The organism is Blastopirellula sp. SH421 (assembly GCF_057808535.1).
The window spans coordinates 5,089,462-5,108,601 of sequence record NZ_CM173712.1 but is presented as its reverse complement, the minus strand read 5'-3'; the positions used below and the strand labels follow the sequence as shown (position 1 = coordinate 5,108,601).

The following is a 19,140-nucleotide window of genomic DNA, read 5'->3' as shown; positions in this document are numbered from 1 at the left end:
GACGTGAATCTGGCGCAATTGTGCTGCCGATAATAAGCATGTCGGGGGGGCTCGATTTGAATCCAGAGGATGCAGGATGAATCCGTTTGTGATTACGCCGCTAGCAATCGGAGCAGCTGGTATCGCCACGCATGTCGCTGCAAACTTCTCGGGAGACAGTTTCGGAAAGCTGCTTTCGCTGGGCGATAAGGCGGTCGAACCTGCGGATCCAACTGACATCGAAGAAGAGCAAACCTCAGCGGCCCTCGATTCTCTTTTCGCTTCTTCTGGTGATTTAAGCGCCGCGTCACTGGAGGAACTCTCAACGGCCACCCAAAAATTGGTCAGCGAGATTGAAACCGCCCTCAGGCAACTGATGCAGGACGAAGGGATCAATCCCAGCTCTCAATTTCAATTCTCCCTTAACGACCGCGGCGAAATTGAGGTCGATGGCGCCGGAACCGCGGATGAGACTCTCGCCAAGCTGATCAACGGCGATTCGTCATTGGCCAGCAAAATTCGGCAGGTCGCCGCCAATCGCAACTTGATTGAAGCATCCGCCAAGCATCAAGATTTTTCGGCCGCCTACAACCAAGATCCCTCGAAATCGGTCGACGCCTATCAGGCGCTCTTCGACGACAAAAGCCCACGCACCGCGCAGTTTACGTTTCGCGATGCCGAGGGGCTATCGCTCGATTTGGTTTAAGGCCAACTGCTCAATCACGCGCTCGGCTGCCTGCTCTCCGCTGTGAATGCAGGTTGGTACGCCAACACCATGGTAGGCGTTTCCGGCCAAAGCGAGCCCCGAATGTTGGGCGACCAGCGTTTCGATTCGCGCTACTAGTTCGACATGGCCAACATGGTACTGCGGCATCTGAGCCGACCAGCGACGAACCGAAAACGTTTGTAGTTCGCCTGACAGGCCAATCAAATCGGCGAGCTCGCTGGTGACGATCTGGCGCAATTGCTCTGCTGGCAATTCGTTCATTTCGGGGTGGCAAGCGCCGCCGACAAAAACTCGAATCAAGACGCCGTTGCCTGGCGCACGTCCCTCAAACTTGTAACTCGCAAAACTCGCCGCCAAAATCTGCCGCTGCTCGACTTCCGGCACGACAAATCCAAATCCGGCGATCGGCCGAGCGATCTGTTTCTGTTCGACTCCTAGCAGCACGATCGCGCAGCCTGCGTATTGAATTTGGGCCAACTGCGTAGCCAGATGCTCATCCTGGGATCGCAATAGGGTCGCAGCAGAGGGCGCCGGCGCGGCGACAATCACGCCGTCATAGGTATCCACTCCTGCAGCGGTCGCAACTTGCCAAGACCCATCCGCCTGACGAACCACCGATTCCACCGGCGCGTTCAAACGAATCGAATCGCTCGGCAGTCGAGCAGCGATCGCGTCAACCAGCGCCGACATGCCGCCGCGCGGCGCGACGAACATCGAGTACCGCGCTCCGCTGTCGGCTTTCCCTTCTCGAGCTTTCCGCTGTCGCATCCCGCGGATCAAGCCGCCATGCTGACGTTCCATGTCAACAAACTGCTTCATCGTAGCGGCGACGCTCAGCTTTTCGGGGTCGGCCGTATAGATGCCGCCGATCAACGGTTGAACTAACCGTTCATACGCTTCCATCCCCAGACGCCGTACGACAAATGACTTCAGGCTTTCATCGCTGGTTTCTTTACGTGCCGCAACAAAGTACTCCCACGCTATTCGCAGCTTGCCGCGCCAAGAGAGAATCGATGAGCATACGATCGGCCAAGCCTTACCAGGCGCCATCAGCAGAAAACCTGCCGGCACTTCCATCAATCGCCCAGCGCGAACGACGTACGCTTTGCGGAGCGACTCGTTGGTTGGCAGCAGGTCGCTTTCGATCCCCAATCGTCGACAGAGATCGATCCCCCAGGGGACATTGGTAATAAACGTGTCGGCGCTCTGTTCGGCCAAGTAACCGTCTTGGCGCCGCGTCTCTAAGACCCCGCCGAGTCGCTCGGCCGCTTCGTACAGCACGACCTCGGTCGTCGGCGAAAGCTCGCACAAGCGATGGGCAGCTGATAAACCGCTGACACCGCCTCCGATAACGGCAATGCGTGATGCTTTGACTGCAGCGGCGTCCAAGGTGCGGTTCTCCAATGCTGGTTCGTAATCTTGTAGTGTAGCAAATCCCCAAAAAGATGCCTTAGGCGGGGAAATGTAAGCTAAAAGGGACCAATTAGTTGCGTTTCGTCGCGCTGGCCTGTACCGTGCAAGATACTCCTCTAGCGGATTCCCCACTCCACCTCAGCGGTAGGTCGATCGCGTTTTGTCAGCGTTCCACTTTGCCGCTGTACTGTGAGGCTCTTGCATGCGTTCTTTCATCGTTTCGCCGCCATCGGCAATTGCCCTGATCCTGCTTCTTTGCGCTCCTCTTTTAGCGCAATTTGGCGGCCGCGACGCTCCTCCTGCAATCAGTTACGATCGGCCGCCTGTTCCGCAGGAACTGTTCGCGATGCCGCGGCTCGAGCACGCGCCGGTCCAGGTCGTACCGGAGTATCTCAACCAGCCGTTGCCCAAGTTAGAGCAGCGGCGCGTGATGCTGACCAAACTCGAGCAGCGACTGACCTGTCAGTTCAGTAATACGCCGCTGGTCGAAGTCGTCCACAAGCTCGAAGACCAACTCGGCGTGTGGATTCAAATCAACAATCGAGCGTTGGAAGATGTGGGGCTTGCGACCGATGTGCCGGTGACGCTGTCACTGTCGCACGTTCGGTTGCGGACGGCGCTCGACATCATGCTGCGTGAGTTGGAACTGGTCTATCAGATTGATCAAAATCGCATCGAGATCACGACTCCAGAAGATATTGAGTCGGAATTGATCACCATCTTTTACCCTTGCAGCGATCTCATCTATTACCCCGGCGGCGGTTCGCCCGACTTCGATTCGCTGATTCAAGTTATCACCAGCGCCGTTGATCCCGAATCGTGGGAAGAGCTAGGGGGAGCAGGGTCGGTCCAGCCGATCAGCGACGGGCTCGTCATTTCGCAAACCGAAAAAGTACATTTTCAATTTGGTCAGCTATTGACTGCTCTGCGCCATGCCACAGCGCTTCCTACCGAAGAGTATGATCCCACGCCGATTGAAATGGGCGTGTTGCAAAGGGAACGAGAGCAAATCGAGCGGCAGCTCGCGATCCAGTTCTCGGATCTCCAGTTCAACGAGACCCCGCTGAGTCAGGTGATCGACTTGATGCAGCAGCGCACCAACGTGCAATTTTTTATCGACCAAGCAGCCTTGTCGCAAGTTGGTTTGAAGCCGGACGTCCTGGTTAGCGGCTCCTGGAAACGGGCTTCTGCCACGGCGGTGCTCAAAGATGTTTGCTCTGAACTGGATTTAACATTCATGCAGTGTGATGATGTTCTTCGTATCACGACCCCCGGCTTCGCAAAATGCGAACCCCACTTGGTCGTCTATCCCGTCCGTGACCTTCTGGGAGCCGGTGTCGCAACAAGAGCCAACGCCTGCGAGGATTTGATGCTGACGGTGACCAGCACCATCGAACCAAACAGTTGGGAAGTGCTCGGCGGCCTAGGCGTGATTCAACCCTTCTTGCTCTCTGATGTGATCGTCATCTCGACAGTCGCAGAGATCCAACAGAAAGTCAACAAGTTGTTGCGTGATATTCGCACGCGACGCAATCTCCCCATCACCAGCAATACCAGATCTGACCCTCCAACAAGTGTTCCGCGGCCGATCCCGTCGCAGGTCAGCTACAGCCGCATGCTGCCGGTAACCGCAAAGCTGGTCGACCAAACATACCGAGTAGAGGGCCTGTTGAACGAACAGCAACTGACCGAAATCGCCCAATCGTTGCGAGAACGAGTCGCGTCGGATTCATGGGATGGTCAAAAGGCATACATCCGAACCCTGGGCGCCAATCAGTTGGTGGTGCGAAACAGCATCCACGTTCAACAAGCGATCCGGGCTGAGCTGCAGCGAATCTCCGCACCGACAGCCAGCAATCCGAGACCCCAAACTCCGGCGATTAGACCGTCCACAAATCAGCCATCGTCTCCAGATCCCTTCGCAGCCGATAGCTCCTTCGCGGGCGACAACCCATTTGGGGATTGAACAGGAGTGGAAATACCGAAGCAACGCTTCCCTATCTGCACTGAGGAACGAGAGAATGCTCCGCTGCTTTACTTTACTGCTGTTGATCGCGGGGATTTTTGCGTCAAGGTTCGCCGTCGCGCATGCCCAGCCTTTTCCAGCGGCGGAGCCTCACAATCCACTCTTGCTCAACTTAGAACAGCGGCGCCGGGTGGAAGGAAAGCTAGAGCAGCGAGTCCACTGCCAGTTCAGCGATATGCCGCTAGAACAAGTGATGCTCAAGTTCTCCAGCCAACTTGGTTTGTCGATACAAATCAACAATCAGGCCTTGGAAGAGGCCGGACTTTCGCCTGACGAGCCGGTTACGTTGTCGCTGTCGCACGTTCGGTTACGAACGGCGCTTGACTTCATTCTGGGGGAGTTGGAACTGGTCTATCAAATTGGTGAGGATCAGGTCGTCGTCACGACGCAGGAAGCAGCAGAAGCAGATCTAAGATCGATCTTTTATCCGTGTAGTGATCTCCTTTATTACCCCGGCGGAGGAACCCCCGACTTCGATTCACTGATTCAGGTAATCGAGTCCGTGATTGAGCCAGAGGATTGGGAGCAGTTAGGCGGGGCCGGCGACATTCAGCCGCAAGGGGAAGGGCTGGTGATATCGCAAACCGACGCAATCCATTTCAAAATCAAGCAGCTTTTCTCTGCGCTGCGCCGCGCCAAAGCGATCCCCAGCGATAGGTATGATCCTACGCCCATCGAGCCCGGCGTTCAGCAGGCCGAACGAGCGGAGTTACAGCGGCAGCTCTCGGTCCAATTATCAGACCTGCAGTTCAATAACATGCCGCTTTATCAGGTGATCGACCTGTTGCAGCAGCGAACCAAAGTGCAGTTGGTGATCGACACGCGAGCGTTTCAGGATGTCGGCTTAAAGCCAGACGTCATCGTCAGCGGTAACTGGAGGTTGGCCTCGGCGGCGACAGTGCTTCAAGATATTTGCTCCGAACTTCAACTAACGCCGATGCAGTGCGATGACGTTCTCAAGATTACGACGCCTGAGGAGGCCGAAAGTGAGCTCGTACTGAAAGTCATTCCCGTGCGGGACTTTGTAGGACCCTGTGGTTCAACAGGAATGAGGCGTGGTTTTTACGATGATGATTCGTTCGACTCTCTCATCCAGACGGTGACCACTACGATTGAACCAGAGAGTTGGGAAGAGCTGGGAGGCCCCGGCGCGATTCAACCCTTCGCCCTTTCTGAATCGCTCATCGTTTCGACGGTGGGAGAAATTCATCCGAAGATTGATGATCTGTTGCTGCAGATTCGCAAGCATCGCAGCACTACGGTTCGTCGCCAAGAGACGCGTGTCTCAGCGACAAGCACGCCGCAGTTCAGTTTCGGGCGAATCTCTCCGGCATCCGCAGTGCTGGTCGATCAGACTTACAAAATCGATGGACAGATCAGCGAACAGCAACTGGCTGAGATCGCGCAGACATTGCGAGATTGCGTCTCGTACGGTAACTGGGATGGTCAAAAGGTTTACATTCGGACGCTGGGAACCAATCAGTTGGTCGTGCGAAACACCGCCAGAATTCAACGATCGATCCGCTCTGAGTTGCCCCGGATATTGGAAACGGCCGGGTTCAAACAATCGACCAAGAATCCATCCGACGAACCCCAGCAACTCGATGGAATCAATCCTAGGAACTCAGGCGGATTTTTTTCGGTCGGTGACAGGTAACCAGCAGAATCGAGACGACGCTACGAGACAAACAATGAGGAACAAACAGATGCCCCAACGCGTGATGTTTCTACTACTGACAGCGGGGCTGCTTGCGCCAAGTTTCGTCGCAGCAGAAGATCCGCCGGTCCACGTGGCGGAGAAGTATCTAGCACAGGTTGATCCCCAAGACGCATTGCATGCCGCTTTTCGGCAAAAACTAACACAACGGATCAGCTGTGACTTTAAAAAAACGCCGCTCATCGATGTTGCGAAGCAGTTGAGCGAAAAATCGGGAATCGAGTTTCTGCTTAACCTCGACTCGCTAAAGGATGCTGGCGTCACGGTCAACGATCCGATCTCGCTTCGCTTGCATGACGTCCGCCTCCGTACCGTCATGGACCTGCTGTTTCGGGGGTCAGGCCTCAGTTATCAACTCGATCAGAATCAGGTGATGATTGTCAGCGCTTTAGACGTTCAAGACGAGCTGCACATCCAGGTCTATTCCTGTGGTGATCTATTGGAACCAGATACAGAGCTGTTGCCCAAGACTGGCGATCCCTTGTTGGACGTGATCACCCAATCTGTCGAGAGTCATCTTTGGGAAGAACTCGGCGGTCCTGGTTCGATTCGATTGTTGGGCCAAACCATGGTCGTTTCGCAAACGGACGACGTTCATGATCAGATCGCCTGGTTGTTAAAACAACTGCGTCACGCAAGATCGCTTTCCAGCGACAAATATGATCCCACTCCGCTGGCGCTGAATGAAGAGAGCGCCGATCAACGCAAGGTAGAGCTTGCGCTGCAAACGGATTTGAATCATGTTGAGTTCCAAGGCGTTCCGCTGCAGGAAGTGATTCGTTTTTTGGGCGAAAAATGCAATTTGAATATTGTGCTCGATCAGCAATCCCTGAAAGAAAGTGGAGTGACGATCAACGAGTCGGTCCGCGAATCGTGGGATTCCGTCACAGGAACGATTCTGTTGCGTGACCTGATGGGAAAGCTGAATCTTTCTTACTACTTGCGTGATGATGTCATTGTGATCGCTGGAATTGAAGAAGGAGAGCCAGAGCAAGTCGTGAAGCTTTACCCTGTTCAAGACCTGAAGTCGAGAGCGACGCTTCCCTCGTTTCAAGAAGCAAAGGAGGGCCTCGATTTCCAGACGCAACTCCTCCAATTCGACGTTCCAGCTCAGCCGCCGTCTGAATATCAACCGGTGATCGAGATGCTGACTTCCATCGTCGATCCTGAGAGTTGGTATGGCTTGGGCGGACCAGGCGAAGTAAACGCTTACTTGGCCAGTGACGTTTTGGTCATCTCTCAGACGAAAGAAATTCACCAACAAATCGAAGCGGTGCTTTTGAAATTTCGTCAAGCCAAACAGTCCGCCCAACCAGAAGAGCCGAAGCAGGAACTACCGGTTACCTGGATCTATCGTGTCACGGTCGATGGTGGAGAGTCGGCGCTGGTTTGCTTGGCCGACGCACTGCAGCAAGATGTCGAACCGGCAATCTGGAACGTCCAGCAGCGCTACGTTCGCCCGTTGGGAAAAACGGAGTTGTTGGTCAGAGCTACGCCCGAGACCCATCGCCAAGTCATGTATTGGCTGCAACGAATCGCCGTTGGTCCAACTGGTTCTGCGACGGTGGAACGAAATCAGGCCCCGATGTTGCCGCCAACCGGAGCAACGCCAGCAAACGAGGGTGGCTTTTTTTAGATCGGCGACGAGAACTCAACCAAGCCTTACCGACGCAACTTTAGCATCAAGCATGAGCAACGAGATGATATCGCGAATTGTAATCCTACTACTCTCGGCTTTTGCAATCCTTGCGACAAGTCTCGTCCAAGCCGAGCCAGATGTCAAATTAGTGGACGACTATCAGTCCCCGCTAATCGCCGAAGAAGCCGCTTATAACGCGATGTATCAGAAACTGGATCAGCGGATCAGCTGCGATTTTGACGAGACGCCGCTCAGCGAAGCAATCTTAAATCTGAGCGAAAAGTCTGGCGTCAAGATTCGCATTCATCCGCGATCGCTGGAAGAGATTGGCCTTACCACCTACTCGCCGGTGACAATCTCGCTGAACAAGGTGCGTCTGCGGACCGCACTCCGCTTTCTGTTAGATCCCCTTCCATTGGCCTACTGCATCGATGGTGATCGGTTGTTGATTCTCAACGAAGACAACTTGGAGCTTCGTCAGAGAGTCGTCTATTACCCTTGCGCTGATTTGTTGTACGGACCCCAGGGAGAAGGCCCGGAGTTTGACAGTCTGCGACGTGTGATCACCAACAGCGTGGATCAAGAGAGCTGGGAAGAATTGGGCGGTCCCGGCACGATATCACTGCAAAGCAATGGACTGCTGGTCGCGCAAAGTGAAGCGGTTCATACAAAACTGGCGGCGCTCTTGGCGGCATTTCGTCAAGCGAAAACGCTTCCGTCCGACAACTATGATCCGGCTCCGATTGACGTAGGAGTCGATCCAGCGATGCGCAAACAGCTTCACGACGCGCTACAGACTCCGCTGCAGAATGTCCGCTTTGAGATCACCCCGTTGCACGACGTGATGCAGTACTTAAGCGATCACTGCAAAGTTCAAATCGTGCTGAACTCAGCTGCCCTCGAAGATCAAGGCGTCAAGTTGGATGCTCCGATTACTGACCATTGGAAAGCGGCGACGGCGGAAGTGATCCTGAATGATGTGCTGGACATGCTGGAACTGGACTATCGTTTCCGCGACGAAGTGCTGGAGGTTTCAACGCCACAAGATTTGTATTGGGACATGGAGTTTAAGGTCTATCCAGTGCGTGATTTGTTAGCTGCAGAGCAGGTGCTCAACTTTGAGAACGAATATCTTCGCATGGTGCGGGGAAGTGAGTATTCCGCAATCAATCGTTTGATTTGCAAGTACCCGGTGCTGATCAATTCTGTGACAAGCAAGGTGGAGCCCGAATCGTGGGATGAATTGGGAGGCTCTGGAGTGATCCAGCCCCTATGGTTTGCCGATGCGCTAGTGGTCGCGCAAACGCCAGCCAACCATGCCGAGATTCAACGCTTGCTGACGAAGGTTCGCCGGGATCGTTCCTTGGCGCCAAAGCATGATGCCGAGCACCCCGAAGCAGGCGCCGAGCCAATCGTCGCTGCCTACAAAGTCGAGATCAACGGTGGCGAAGCAGCGTTGCAGGTTTTCGCTCGATCGCTACAAGCAGATATCGAGCCTGATTCCTGGGACGGCGAGACAAGTTATGTACGTGTCATGGGTGATCGTTTGCTGATCCGACATCGTCGCGACATCCAGCATCGCATCCACTGGTGGATCTCTGACGTGTTGAAATTAAATCCGACGCAACATGCGGCGGGAGACGTGCGATGACCGGATCGAACGACTTGGTCGAAAATGCAAACATGGGAAAGCCAGGATCTTCCATGATGAAAATAATTGTTGCGTTGATCCTCGGCATCGGACTGTTCGCTGGCGGCTGTCAGCCTGCCGCCCAAAATCCGCCAAAAGTAAAACTTGCTACAGACTATCTCGACACCTTCACTGCCGAGACGGACGCTTTAGCAGCAATGCAGAAAAAGCTGGATGAGCGAGTCACCTTTGACTGTGCCGAGCTGCCGTTGGATGTCGCTGTCCGATTATTAAGTGAGCAGCTAGGCGTTGAGATTCGGCTGGATTCGCGTTCGTTCAACGAGCTGCAAATTGATCCGGATGCGCCGTCGTCTGTTTGCGCGCAGGATGTTCGCCTGCGGACGGTCCTGCAACTGCTGTTGATGTCGGTGCAGAACGGCGACGAGTTGACCTACGCGATTGACGGCGATCGGATCAAGATCGCCAGCTTAGAGCGTTTAGAGAGCGAGCTGCGGGTCCTCTTCTATCCGTGCGCACCATTATTGTATGACGAATCAGGAGCAGGCCCCGATTACGATAATCTGATCCTTATGCTCACCAACTGTATCGATCATGAGAGCTGGGAAGAGTTAGGCGGCCCAGGCTCGATCTCACCACAGAGTAACGGAGTGGTCATTGCCCAAATGGATGCGATCCACACGCAGATCGCCACACTTTTAGCGATCCTCGATCAGGCAAAGTCGTTCGAGTCGGATCAGTACGATCCGACGCCGATCGAAGTTGGTAACGACCAGCAGCTGCCCCCTCCTGCCGCGTTGCAGGTAGAGATGCAGGGGATCTACTTTCGCCAGACTCCGCTGGCCGCTGTGGTGCGGATGTTAAGCGAACATTGCAAGGTTCCCATCGTGATCAACGCTCAGGCGTTGCGCGCAGAGGGAATTGCTCTCAACACGCCGATCACCGATAGTTGGAATGCAGCGTCGGCCCAGGTTATTTTGAATGACATCCTGCAGTCGCTCGAACTGACCTGTTGCTATCGGGACGATCTGTTAGAGATTACGACCTTTGAAGCGTCGGAGCGCGAGCTAGTTTTGAAGGTCTATCCGCTGCGTGATTTGTTGCTGTTGGAGCATCCGGATGACGACACAAGGGAGTCTCGTCGCATCAAGGCCCCTTCTAAATTTCCAAGTATTCACCAGAAAAATCAGCGGTTCCAGCGTCTCATCCAAACGCTAACCACAAACGTTCAACCTAGTTCCTGGGAAGAGCAGGGGGGCCCCGGCACGTTGTATCCCGTTGGGGCCGCTGACGCGCTGGTGATTCGTCAGATGCCGGAAATTCACGTTCAAATCGAACGCTTGTTGGCGTCGCTCCGCCGCGATCAGCAACCGTCAGCAGCGGCGGATGCTGAACCGATCGTGATCGTTTACAGCGTCGGACTTGACGACGACACAGCTGCATTGCAAACCCTCACGCAAACGCTGCGTGAAGAGATCGAGCCCGACTCGTGGGACGGCAAGTCGCACTATGTACGGCAGCTGGGAGATCGCTTGCTGATCCGGCATCGCCCGGACGTGCAGCTCCAGATCAAGCGGTGGATTATGCAGCTGTTGCCGTCTTCTTCACCGAAAACCTACGGCGGTGGGAATTCCTGATGTTTCCGCAGCGATCGACTTGGTTCGTTCAGCAAAAAAGTCACCACCAGGATCTTCCATGATGAAATTAAATATTACGTTGATCATCGTCATCGGACTGTTACTACATGGTTCGTCCGCCGCCGCCGAGCCGCCGATGTTGAAGTTGGTGGAAGGATATCTCGAAACGACCCCTGCTGATGCGGATACGATTGAAGCGGTGCAGAAAAAACTGGAAGAGCGCGTAAGCTATACCTTTATCAATACTCCGCTTGCTCAAGCTGTTCAACAATTGAGCGACGCATCAGGCCTCGAGTTTCAGCTTGACCCCTCTTCGCTCGCGGAGAGTGGGCTGAATCCTCACAGTTTGGTGACAAGGGTCGTGCATAATGTGCGACTTCGTACCGCCCTCCGGTTGTTTCTATTGGCGTTGCCAACTTACAAGCGTTTTGATTACGCCATCGACGAAGGGCGGATCCGACTGACCCTTTGTGAGAAATTAGAGAACAAGCATCGCGTGGTTTATTACCCGTGTGTTGATTTGCTGTATAGCGATCAGAGCGAAGCGCCCGACTATGAAAATCTGCTCGATACGATCACCACCTGTCTTGATCCAGAAAGTTGGGAAGACCTGGGCGGGCCCGGCGCTATCACGCCGCAAAGCAACGGCTTGGTCATCTCGCACCGCGAAACCATCCACACGCAAGTCGCCGGATTATTGGCCAAGCTGAGACAAGTTAAGTCACTGCATGCAGCAAACTACGATCCGACGCCTTGGGATATAACGGGTGACAATGCGCAGCAAAACCAAACGCAGCAGGCGCTGCAAATGCAATTTCAAAAGGTCACTTTTCAGCAGACCTCGTTGAGCGATGTGATTCGCTATTTAAGCCAACAATGCAAAATCCAGATTGTGGTTAACGCCCGGGCGCTGGAAGACATTGGGCTTTCTGTCGATGCAGAAGTCACCGGAAATTGGCGAGCGGCGACCGCCGAAACGATCTTGAACGATGTGCTCAGAAAGCTCGAGCTGGACTATCGGTATTGGGACAATGTGCTGGAAATTACGACCCCAGAGAAGCTAGAACGCGACTTGGTGGTCAAAGTCTATCCCGTGCGTGACCTGTTGCCGGTGCAGCCAGAGAGGGGCTCCAATCAGAAAAACAGTTATCGCATGGCCGCGCCACTCAATATGCCGCCGGGGCAGGATACCTCGACGTTTGATCCACTGGTTCAGATGTTAGAAAAGACAATCCAGCCCAATTCTTGGGAACGACTCGGCGGGTCGGGGTCGTACTCTATCGTACCCACTGCCGACGCAATCGCGATCGCACAAGTTCCCCAGGTTCACGCCGAAATCCAGCGTCTGTTGGCGACACTTCGCCGTGATCGCAAGCCAGCCTCTGTGCCGCAGCTGCAACAGGATACAGCGCCAGTCATGATCACCTATGCTGTCACAATCGACGGCGGTAAAGAGACGCTGCTCGAACTGGCGCAAACGCTACGCGAAGAAATTGAGCCCGGCTCTTGGGACGGCGAGACGCACAACGTGCAAGTCCTGGGAGACCGTTTGTTGGTCAGGCATCGCCCTGCGGTTCAGCGCCAGATCCGCAGTTGGATCACCAACGATTTGAAACTAGGGGATTCCCGAGACGGATCTAGTGGAAGCATAAACAACGGCGGATTTTTTTAGTTCGATCGCGCCGCACGATTTAACAACAACTATCAGCGAAACAGAACCATGAAATTTTACTCAGCGATGATCGTCGGAATCAGCATACTGTTGATCGGCCAGCTCGGCGTCGCCCAGCAGCCGACAGTGAAACTGGTCGAGAGCGATTTACCCACGAAGTTACCGGACGAAAACAAGATAATCGACGCCGCACTCTCCTCTCCCGCCAAGCTCGCTTTTACCGATACTCCGTTGAACGAAGTCGCTGGTTTGCTCAAAAAATTGCACGGAATTGAGATTCACCTCGATCATGGGGCACTCGCAGATGTTGGCTTATCGCCCGAGATGTCGCTTTCGATCACAGCCGACGGGCTAAGTTTGCAAAGCGGCTTGCGGCTGATGCTGGACCAAGTTGATTTGACCTACGTCGTTGATCAGGGGCGGTTGCTGATCACCACGCCTGAAGCGGCCGAGGATTTTGCCCACGCTGTATTTTATCCCTGTGTCGATTTGATCTACCCTGCTGGGTTTGAAGATAACGACAACGCCCAGCCCGATGCTGACAGTCTCATTCAGCTGATCGTCATGACGATCTCCCCAGAGACCTGGAGCATCAACGGTGGTCCCTCGTCGGATATCCAGTTGGTAGAAAACGGTCTCGTCATTCTGCAGAGTGACGAGGTGCACGCCAAAATCGCCGCACTCCTAGCAGCGCTGCGCAAGGCAAAATCACTGCCGTCGGACGCCTACGATCCAGCGCCCATCGATGCTGTTTCGCCCAGCATCGCCGCGGTGCTGCCAAAGTTACGTGCATCGCTCGACAAGGTAGGATCGCCCGAGGTGGACGAGCTCTCGCTGGACGAGATGGCCCGCTATTTATCGCAGTTGACAGGGTCGCAGGTGTTGATTCATGAGCACGCTCTCGAAGATGCGGGCGCGTCTCCCGAGCTAAGCGTCATCTGTAAAGAGTTGAACAACGTGTCGGCACGCTACATCTTGAATTCACTCAGCCGTGATCATGACCTGGCCTATGCCTTGCAGAACGAAGTCATCCTCATCACCACTCCGGAAAACGCCGAGTCGCATCTGGTCGTCAAGGTTTACCCCGTGCGAGATCTGATGCAACCAGTCGATCCCTTGCCGATGTTGGTCACGCCGGTTTACTACGGAAATTTTGGCGGAACCGGTCGTGCCCCAGAGCCCTACTGGGTGACGGCCACCAGTCGACTTTTAAACTCGATCACTCTAACGATCGATCCAGAATCGTGGGACGAACTAGGCGGGCCTGCTTCGCTGGGACATCTGGAAGTCGCAGATGCGTTTGTGATCGCCCAAACCGAACAAAATCACGCCAAAATCGCGCGGCTGTTGCAAGATATTCGCCTCCATCGACAACGCCGCCCCGAAGTCTCGCCAACCGCAACTGCAAAGCAATCTGAGCCTATCTTGAAACGCTATCTGATCCCTCTGGATGACGCCGACAATAACGATAAAGACGCGATCAATCAGTTCGCCAGGTTGCTGTTAACCGAAGTGGACAGCGACAGCTGGAACGATAAAACGCTCTACGTGCGAACGCTCGGTAACAAGAACTTACTGGTCAAGCAATCGCCCCAGACGCACGCAAAAATCGGCAAATTGCTGGGGCAACTCTATCCTCAAAGCGAATACGGCCAGCAATCGCGTGAGAGCGGTCCACGAGGCTCCGGTTCTGCGTGGGGCAATTGCTATGCACCTGAGTTATTCCATCAACAACCGGCAGTCACCGGCGAAGTTGCCAACGGTTTGAGCAGCGGAGGCTCGCCTCCCAAGCCAGAAGTGATGCCAGACGCCGTCAAAGAGGGGAAGTAGGCAGAGATGGATTTTCAAAGCACGCAGGTTAACCGAGTACTGCCGCTGAGACACCGTTGGCCCATGCTCGTGGGAGCAGCACTGTTGCTGGTCGGCTGTCAGCCTGTCGCCGTTCCGCCCGAAGCTACGACAGTGAAAGTAGCCCCGCAGTACCTCGAGACAAGTCCTGATCCGGCGCCGGTCGACAACATCCGCGCCGCGTTATCCTCCCCCACCGATTTCGCGTTTGTCGACACCCCGCTGGTCGAAGTCGCTGCGTATCTTGCGAAGTTGCACCAAATCGAGATTCATCTCGATCGCCGCGCGTTGGAAGATGTTGGTTTGACGCCAGATGTGTTGTGTTCACTCAAAGCGGACGGGATCAGTTTGCGAAGCGGTTTGCGATTGATGCTAAGCGAACTGGAGTTGACCTACGTGGTGGATCACACGCGGCTGCTGATTACCACTTCGGAACAAGCCGAGGTTTTTGTGCACGGGGTTTTCTATCCCTGTCCCGATTTGATTTATCCAAGTGCACCCTGGACCAGAGAAAAGATTTCGCCTGACTTTGACTCGCTGATCCAGGTGATCGGCACGACGGTTAGTCCCGAGAGTTGGGATGCCGTCGGTGGTCCGATGCCTGGCGTCCAGCCTTTGGACAATGGAATCGTCGTCACCCAGTCAGAAGCGGTGCACGAACAAATCGTCGCACTTCTAGCAGCGCTGCGAGCGGCGAAGTCCCTCCCGACAGACGACTATGACCCAGCGCCGATCCATGCCGTTCCCAATTTCGATTCCTCTGCCTGGCGAGAGTTGCGTGCTTCGCTCGACAAAGTGGGGACGCCTACCTTGAACAATACTCCCCTGATGGAGGTCGCCGACTATCTGTCGCAGCTCACCGGCTCCATCGTTTTGATCGATCGTCGAGCGCTGGAAGATGTGGGGCTGTCGCTCGATCTGCCGATAACTTGCGACTTCCAATCAGCGTCGGCTGGCGCCATTTTGAATGCAATCTGCCATCAGCACGGGTTGGCGTACGTCTTAGAAAACGAAGTGATCATGATGACGACGCCGGAAGCCGCCGAGTCGAGCTTGATCATCAAGGTCTATCCTATCCGCGACTTGATCTATGCGGAGGGGGACTCAAGCCACCGTCTAATTGTGAAAGTGCGTCATGACTTTGGTGGCGGCAGTGGGTACTACTACTTCGCCGCGAATGCTCCTGATTTTGATCCGCTGATCCAAACGATCACCTGCACAATCGAACCCGAAAGCTGGGAAGAACTAGGGGGGCCGGGGGCGATCGCTCCGTTGGAGATTTCCGACGCGCTCGTAATCGCCCACACTGAACAGGTTCACGACAAGATCGCTCAGCTACTTTACAACATGCGTCAGGCTCGACAACCGCGACCCCTGGCTTCGCCCGCCGCGATCGCCAAGCGTGCCGAACCGGTGCTGTTGCGTTACCCGATTCCGCTGGAGGGTGACAGCGATGACGCGATCCATAAGCTCGCCAAATTGCTAACCACCGAAGTCGCAGCGGATCGGCAAAATGACCCCCAGCGATACGTGCAAACTCTCGGTAAGAAAACATTGCTGGTGAAGCAAACGCCCCAGACGCACGCGAAAATCCGAGAATGGCTCGGGCAACTCTATCCCCAAAGCGAATACGCCCAACGACTCGACGTTTTTGGTGGAGGTGGTTTTGGCGCCGGCGGCGGTTTTGGCGGAGGAGGAAGTTTTGGGGGCAACGCCAACAGTGGCCGCGCTGCTCCGGCACCCAAGGCTGTCAAAAACGGAATGTAATGGCAAACAGCTTTTCCAAGGAACACAAGATGACAAGTCGACGATTGGTGTGGGTATTGCTCTTCCTGTTGGGTGGGGCAGCGCCTGGTTGGGCGCAAGGGCCCGCAGCGATGTTGCCGCTGCCGTTGTCTGAGTCAAAGCCGTCGTTTGTTTCCTACGATCTACGCCTGCTCTTGATCGATCAAGAGGGGCAGACCTCAGACATCGCGCCTGTGATCAAGTTAATTCAACGCTTCGTCGCGCCTGACAGTTGGGAAACCACCGGCGGAGCAGGGCGGATCTTCGGAATCAACGGTAGTCTGTTGGTCTATCAAAACAAGCCTGCACACTTAGAGATCGGCGCGCTGGTGAACATCTTAAGACGTGCGGCAAATTTCTCACAACGAGTGGCCGGGCAACCCCAATTTTACGGCGAGGCGCTGCGCGCGTTTCCGTATCACAATCACCAACCGACCGACCCTTACGCGCAGGTTTATCCGCTGGGCGACTTGCCAAGCGAAATCCAGTTCACCAGTGATCGAGAACTCGCCGATCCTGCCGCCGACAAACGCTCGTTGATCGAGCTGTTGAAGGCAGCGACGCCGGCCGCCAGTTGGGAAGAGCAGGGAGGCGTCGGCTCTCTCATCGATCTGCCGGCAGCCAACTGTCTGATCGTCGTCCAGACCATTAGCCAGCATCAACAGCTTGGCGCAATGCTGACGGCGCTGCGTTCGAATCGAGAGCGGATCGGGTTGTTGAACCCGCTGGAGTATCGCATCGTCGAATATTCCTTGATCGATGAACAAGGGCAATTGCTTTCGAGCGCCCAGTTGCGGGATGTCGCGATGCGACTTCAAGCCGACTTGCCGAACCTGGGCTGGCGATCGAACGATCGATTTATCATCGCCGACCAAGCGCTGACGATTTCGCAATCGAGCGAAGGACATGCAGTGATCCAGCGCACCTTCGCCGAATGGGCGCTACATCCGATCACAATTTTGCCGCCTGATCTGGTCGACGCAGGACCAGAATCACCCACTCGGCACAATCGTCCTTGGATCAAGCGAGGCCCCGATACCGGATCACCGCAGCCCCTGTTTGATTCGCAGGGAACGCCTGAAGCCGATTCAACTTCCGGTGATCCGTCAATCCCTAACGACTAGGGCGCCGGGCAACCTTATTGCGTTTTCTCGCTCGCCGGGCCAGACTGGGCGTTTCGCCTGGTCCCTCTTTTTTGCAGTGTACGTCGTGAAAATCGGTTCGACCCAGATCGTGGAGACTTTCGCCGAAGCGTTCGGCATGCGCTATTGCCGCGTGATCGTGACGGCGCATGATCGGTATTGGCTAGAAGCGGCGGCACGCGAACTGTGCGGGTACGGCAGTTCGGTGATTGCCTGCGATGCCGAGGTGGGGGTCGAACGTTGGCTTTCGCCAGATCAGTCCCCCGATGGGCGCGTCGGCGTCGCGATCTTGGCTTTTGGCTTCTCTACCGATGCGCTCGGCAAAGCGATCGTCAATCGGATTGGCCAATGCGTCATGACCTGCGCATCGACTGCCGTGTTTGATGGAATGCCGGCCGGGGAAGAACGCGTGCCGCTGGGCAAGCAGCTTCGCTTTTTTGGCGACGGCTTTCAAAAGAGCAAAGTAGTCGCCGGGCGCCGCTACTGGCGCATTCCGGTGATGGACGGAGAGTTTCTTTGCGAAGAATCTCTCGGCGTCGCCAAAGGAGTCGCCGGCGGCAACATCTTGATTCAGGCCGTCGATCAATCAACCACCTTGGACGCCGCTCGACGAGGCGTGCAGTCTATCGAAGAGTTGTCGGACGCGATCACGCCGTTTCCGGCCGGAGTCGCACGCAGCGGCAGCAAAGTCGGCTCGCGCTATAAAGGGCTGCGAGCTTCGACCGCCGACGTCTACTGCCCGACGCTCCGCAGTCGTGTCGAGACGCAACTGGTCACCGGAGCCAATTGCGTGCTCGAGATCGTCATCGACGGCGCCACCGAAGCCGCCGTCGCCGCCGCCATGCAAGCCGCCATGTACGCTGCAGCCGGACCAGAAGTCTTGGCGATCTCCGCCGGCAACTACGGCGGCAAACTCGGAAAATTCCACTTTCACCTGCACGAACTCTTGAAGTAATCGACGCCAATAAACGCAGGATGGGGGCGGTAGGAAAACCGCGTTTGCCGATGGGGGAAATGTCTAATTTCTAATGACGAATGTCTAATGCGGAGTGAGGTCAGCAAAACTTTGCAACCGCATGGCGCTGGCATCTTGTTGCAACCGCAATCCAGCCAATCGTGAACAGACTGCCCAGGCAACACCACCCGCATCAGCACCACCCAACAAAAATCCCCACAGCCCCACCGGGGCGACCTAACCTAGCCCAGGGTAAGTCGCGTCTAGCGACGCAGCCCTGGGTCAACGCCGCCCATAAAAATGCTGACGTTTGAGCCAGCAGCCCCCCAGAGTCGCCTTTTTGAGGTTGCGCTATTTCGAACCGCTAGGACACTAGCCCGCCAGCGCCAGCGAGGGAATCCGGTCGCTAGTTCATACCGAGTTGGCATCGCCAAGCGGATTCCCTCGCTGGCGCTGCGGGCTAGTGTGAACGTTTTCGACTTAGTTCCTACCGCGTTTTTCCGTTCTTTCTTCGTGGCTTTACCGCGTTCCATTTTTTTGGGGTCGAATAGCGCAACTTCAAAAGTCGCCTTTCGCTCCCGCGAAAGTAGCGTCTTCCTCTCGCCCCCTCTAGGCTGCGATTCTTTGGCGCCGCAAAAGCCAACCACAGAGAATCCCCAGGAATTTCACTATTGACAAAGTCTAAGGACTTGCTTAGGATGTCTGTATTGAACATTCGTTAGTTATATCTTGAACCCTCCGCTTTATGCGGAAACCCAAAGCCAACCACCCAAATATCGCACCAGCTTCTCGTCTCACCAGCAGGAAACTTATCCCATGGGATCCAAACCACGTCAATCCAAAAAATCGCGATCGCGCAGAACCAAAGCGGCTCGGAAACGTCTAACACTGCGCAATCGCCAAGCGGCCCGGAATACACCGGCGGAAACCGCTAATGTGACGCCAAATGCCG

Annotated in this window: 12 protein-coding genes; 11 read left to right on the top strand and 1 reads right to left on the bottom strand. The window is 55.2% G+C overall.

What is annotated here, in order from left to right:
• Positions 1–76 precede the first annotated feature (76 nt).
• Positions 77–685: a hypothetical protein gene (locus SH421x_RS20610; RefSeq protein ID WP_488851902.1), complete on the top strand. Its 609-nt coding sequence runs from the start codon at positions 77–79 to the stop codon at positions 683–685.
• Here the strand turns inward: SH421x_RS20610 and hemG are convergent.
• Positions 665–2,095: a protoporphyrinogen oxidase gene (hemG, locus tag SH421x_RS20605; RefSeq protein WP_488851901.1), complete on the bottom strand. Its 1,431-nt coding sequence runs from the start codon at positions 2,093–2,095 to the stop codon at positions 665–667. The genes SH421x_RS20610 and hemG overlap by 21 nt on opposite strands.
• Before the next feature lie 226 nt (positions 2,096–2,321).
• Between hemG and SH421x_RS20600 the strand changes: the two genes are divergently transcribed.
• The 10 genes from SH421x_RS20600 to fhcD all read left to right on the top strand — a co-directional run bounded on the left by SH421x_RS20600 (position 2,322) and on the right by fhcD (position 18,188).
• Positions 2,322–4,085: a DUF4974 domain-containing protein gene (locus SH421x_RS20600; protein ID WP_488851900.1), complete on the top strand. Its 1,764-nt coding sequence runs from the start codon at positions 2,322–2,324 to the stop codon at positions 4,083–4,085.
• Between the two features lie 55 nt (positions 4,086–4,140).
• A complete protein-coding gene (locus SH421x_RS20595; RefSeq protein WP_488851899.1) occupies positions 4,141–5,802 on the top strand; it encodes a hypothetical protein in 1,662 nt (553 codons plus the stop codon).
• A gap of 49 nt (positions 5,803–5,851) precedes the next feature.
• Complete coding sequence (locus tag SH421x_RS20590) at positions 5,852–7,498, top strand: STN domain-containing protein (protein WP_488851898.1); 1,647 nt, start codon at positions 5,852–5,854, stop codon at positions 7,496–7,498.
• A 64-nt stretch (positions 7,499–7,562) separates the two neighbouring features.
• Positions 7,563–9,152, top strand: coding sequence for a hypothetical protein (locus SH421x_RS20585; protein WP_488851897.1), 1,590 nt, complete (start codon positions 7,563–7,565; stop codon positions 9,150–9,152).
• The gene (locus tag SH421x_RS20580) at positions 9,149–10,786 is read left to right on the top strand and encodes a hypothetical protein (protein ID WP_488851896.1); all 1,638 of its coding nucleotides are present in this window, start codon (positions 9,149–9,151) and stop codon (positions 10,784–10,786) included. The genes SH421x_RS20585 and SH421x_RS20580 overlap by 4 nt, the downstream gene beginning before the upstream one ends.
• Before the next feature lie 58 nt (positions 10,787–10,844).
• The gene (locus SH421x_RS20575) at positions 10,845–12,458 is read left to right on the top strand and encodes a hypothetical protein (RefSeq protein WP_488851895.1); all 1,614 of its coding nucleotides are present in this window, start codon (positions 10,845–10,847) and stop codon (positions 12,456–12,458) included.
• A gap of 48 nt (positions 12,459–12,506) precedes the next feature.
• The gene (locus SH421x_RS20570; RefSeq protein ID WP_488851894.1) at positions 12,507–14,288 is read left to right on the top strand and encodes a hypothetical protein; all 1,782 of its coding nucleotides are present in this window, start codon (positions 12,507–12,509) and stop codon (positions 14,286–14,288) included.
• 63 nt (positions 14,289–14,351) lie between these two features.
• Complete coding sequence (locus SH421x_RS20565) at positions 14,352–16,073, top strand: hypothetical protein (RefSeq protein WP_488851893.1); 1,722 nt, start codon at positions 14,352–14,354, stop codon at positions 16,071–16,073.
• Between the two features lie 29 nt (positions 16,074–16,102).
• A complete protein-coding gene (locus SH421x_RS20560; protein ID WP_488851892.1) occupies positions 16,103–17,215 on the top strand; it encodes a hypothetical protein in 1,113 nt (370 codons plus the stop codon).
• 85 nt (positions 17,216–17,300) lie between these two features.
• A complete protein-coding gene (gene fhcD / locus SH421x_RS20555; protein WP_488851891.1) occupies positions 17,301–18,188 on the top strand; it encodes a formylmethanofuran--tetrahydromethanopterin N-formyltransferase in 888 nt (295 codons plus the stop codon).
• The last annotated feature ends 952 nt before the right edge of the window (positions 18,189–19,140 follow it).

Bases quoted from the DNA above. Each gene is read 5' to 3' on its own strand.
- SH421x_RS20600 (WP_488851900.1), top strand. From the start codon at position 2,322: ATGCGTTCTTTCATCGTTTCGCCGCCATCGGCAATTGCCCTGATCCTG.
- SH421x_RS20595 (WP_488851899.1), top strand. From the start codon at position 4,141: ATGCTCCGCTGCTTTACTTTACTGCTGTTGATCGCGGGGATTTTTGCG.
- SH421x_RS20565 (WP_488851893.1), top strand. From the start codon at position 14,352: ATGCTCGTGGGAGCAGCACTGTTGCTGGTCGGCTGTCAGCCTGTCGCC.
- SH421x_RS20580 (WP_488851896.1), top strand. From the start codon at position 9,149: ATGACCGGATCGAACGACTTGGTCGAAAATGCAAACATGGGAAAGCCA.
- SH421x_RS20570 (WP_488851894.1), top strand. From the start codon at position 12,507: ATGAAATTTTACTCAGCGATGATCGTCGGAATCAGCATACTGTTGATC.
- SH421x_RS20585 (WP_488851897.1), top strand. From the start codon at position 7,563: ATGATATCGCGAATTGTAATCCTACTACTCTCGGCTTTTGCAATCCTT.
- SH421x_RS20610 (WP_488851902.1), top strand. From the start codon at position 77: ATGAATCCGTTTGTGATTACGCCGCTAGCAATCGGAGCAGCTGGTATC.
- SH421x_RS20575 (WP_488851895.1), top strand. From the start codon at position 10,845: ATGATGAAATTAAATATTACGTTGATCATCGTCATCGGACTGTTACTA.
- SH421x_RS20590 (WP_488851898.1), top strand. From the start codon at position 5,852: ATGCCCCAACGCGTGATGTTTCTACTACTGACAGCGGGGCTGCTTGCG.
- SH421x_RS20560 (WP_488851892.1), top strand. From the start codon at position 16,103: ATGACAAGTCGACGATTGGTGTGGGTATTGCTCTTCCTGTTGGGTGGG.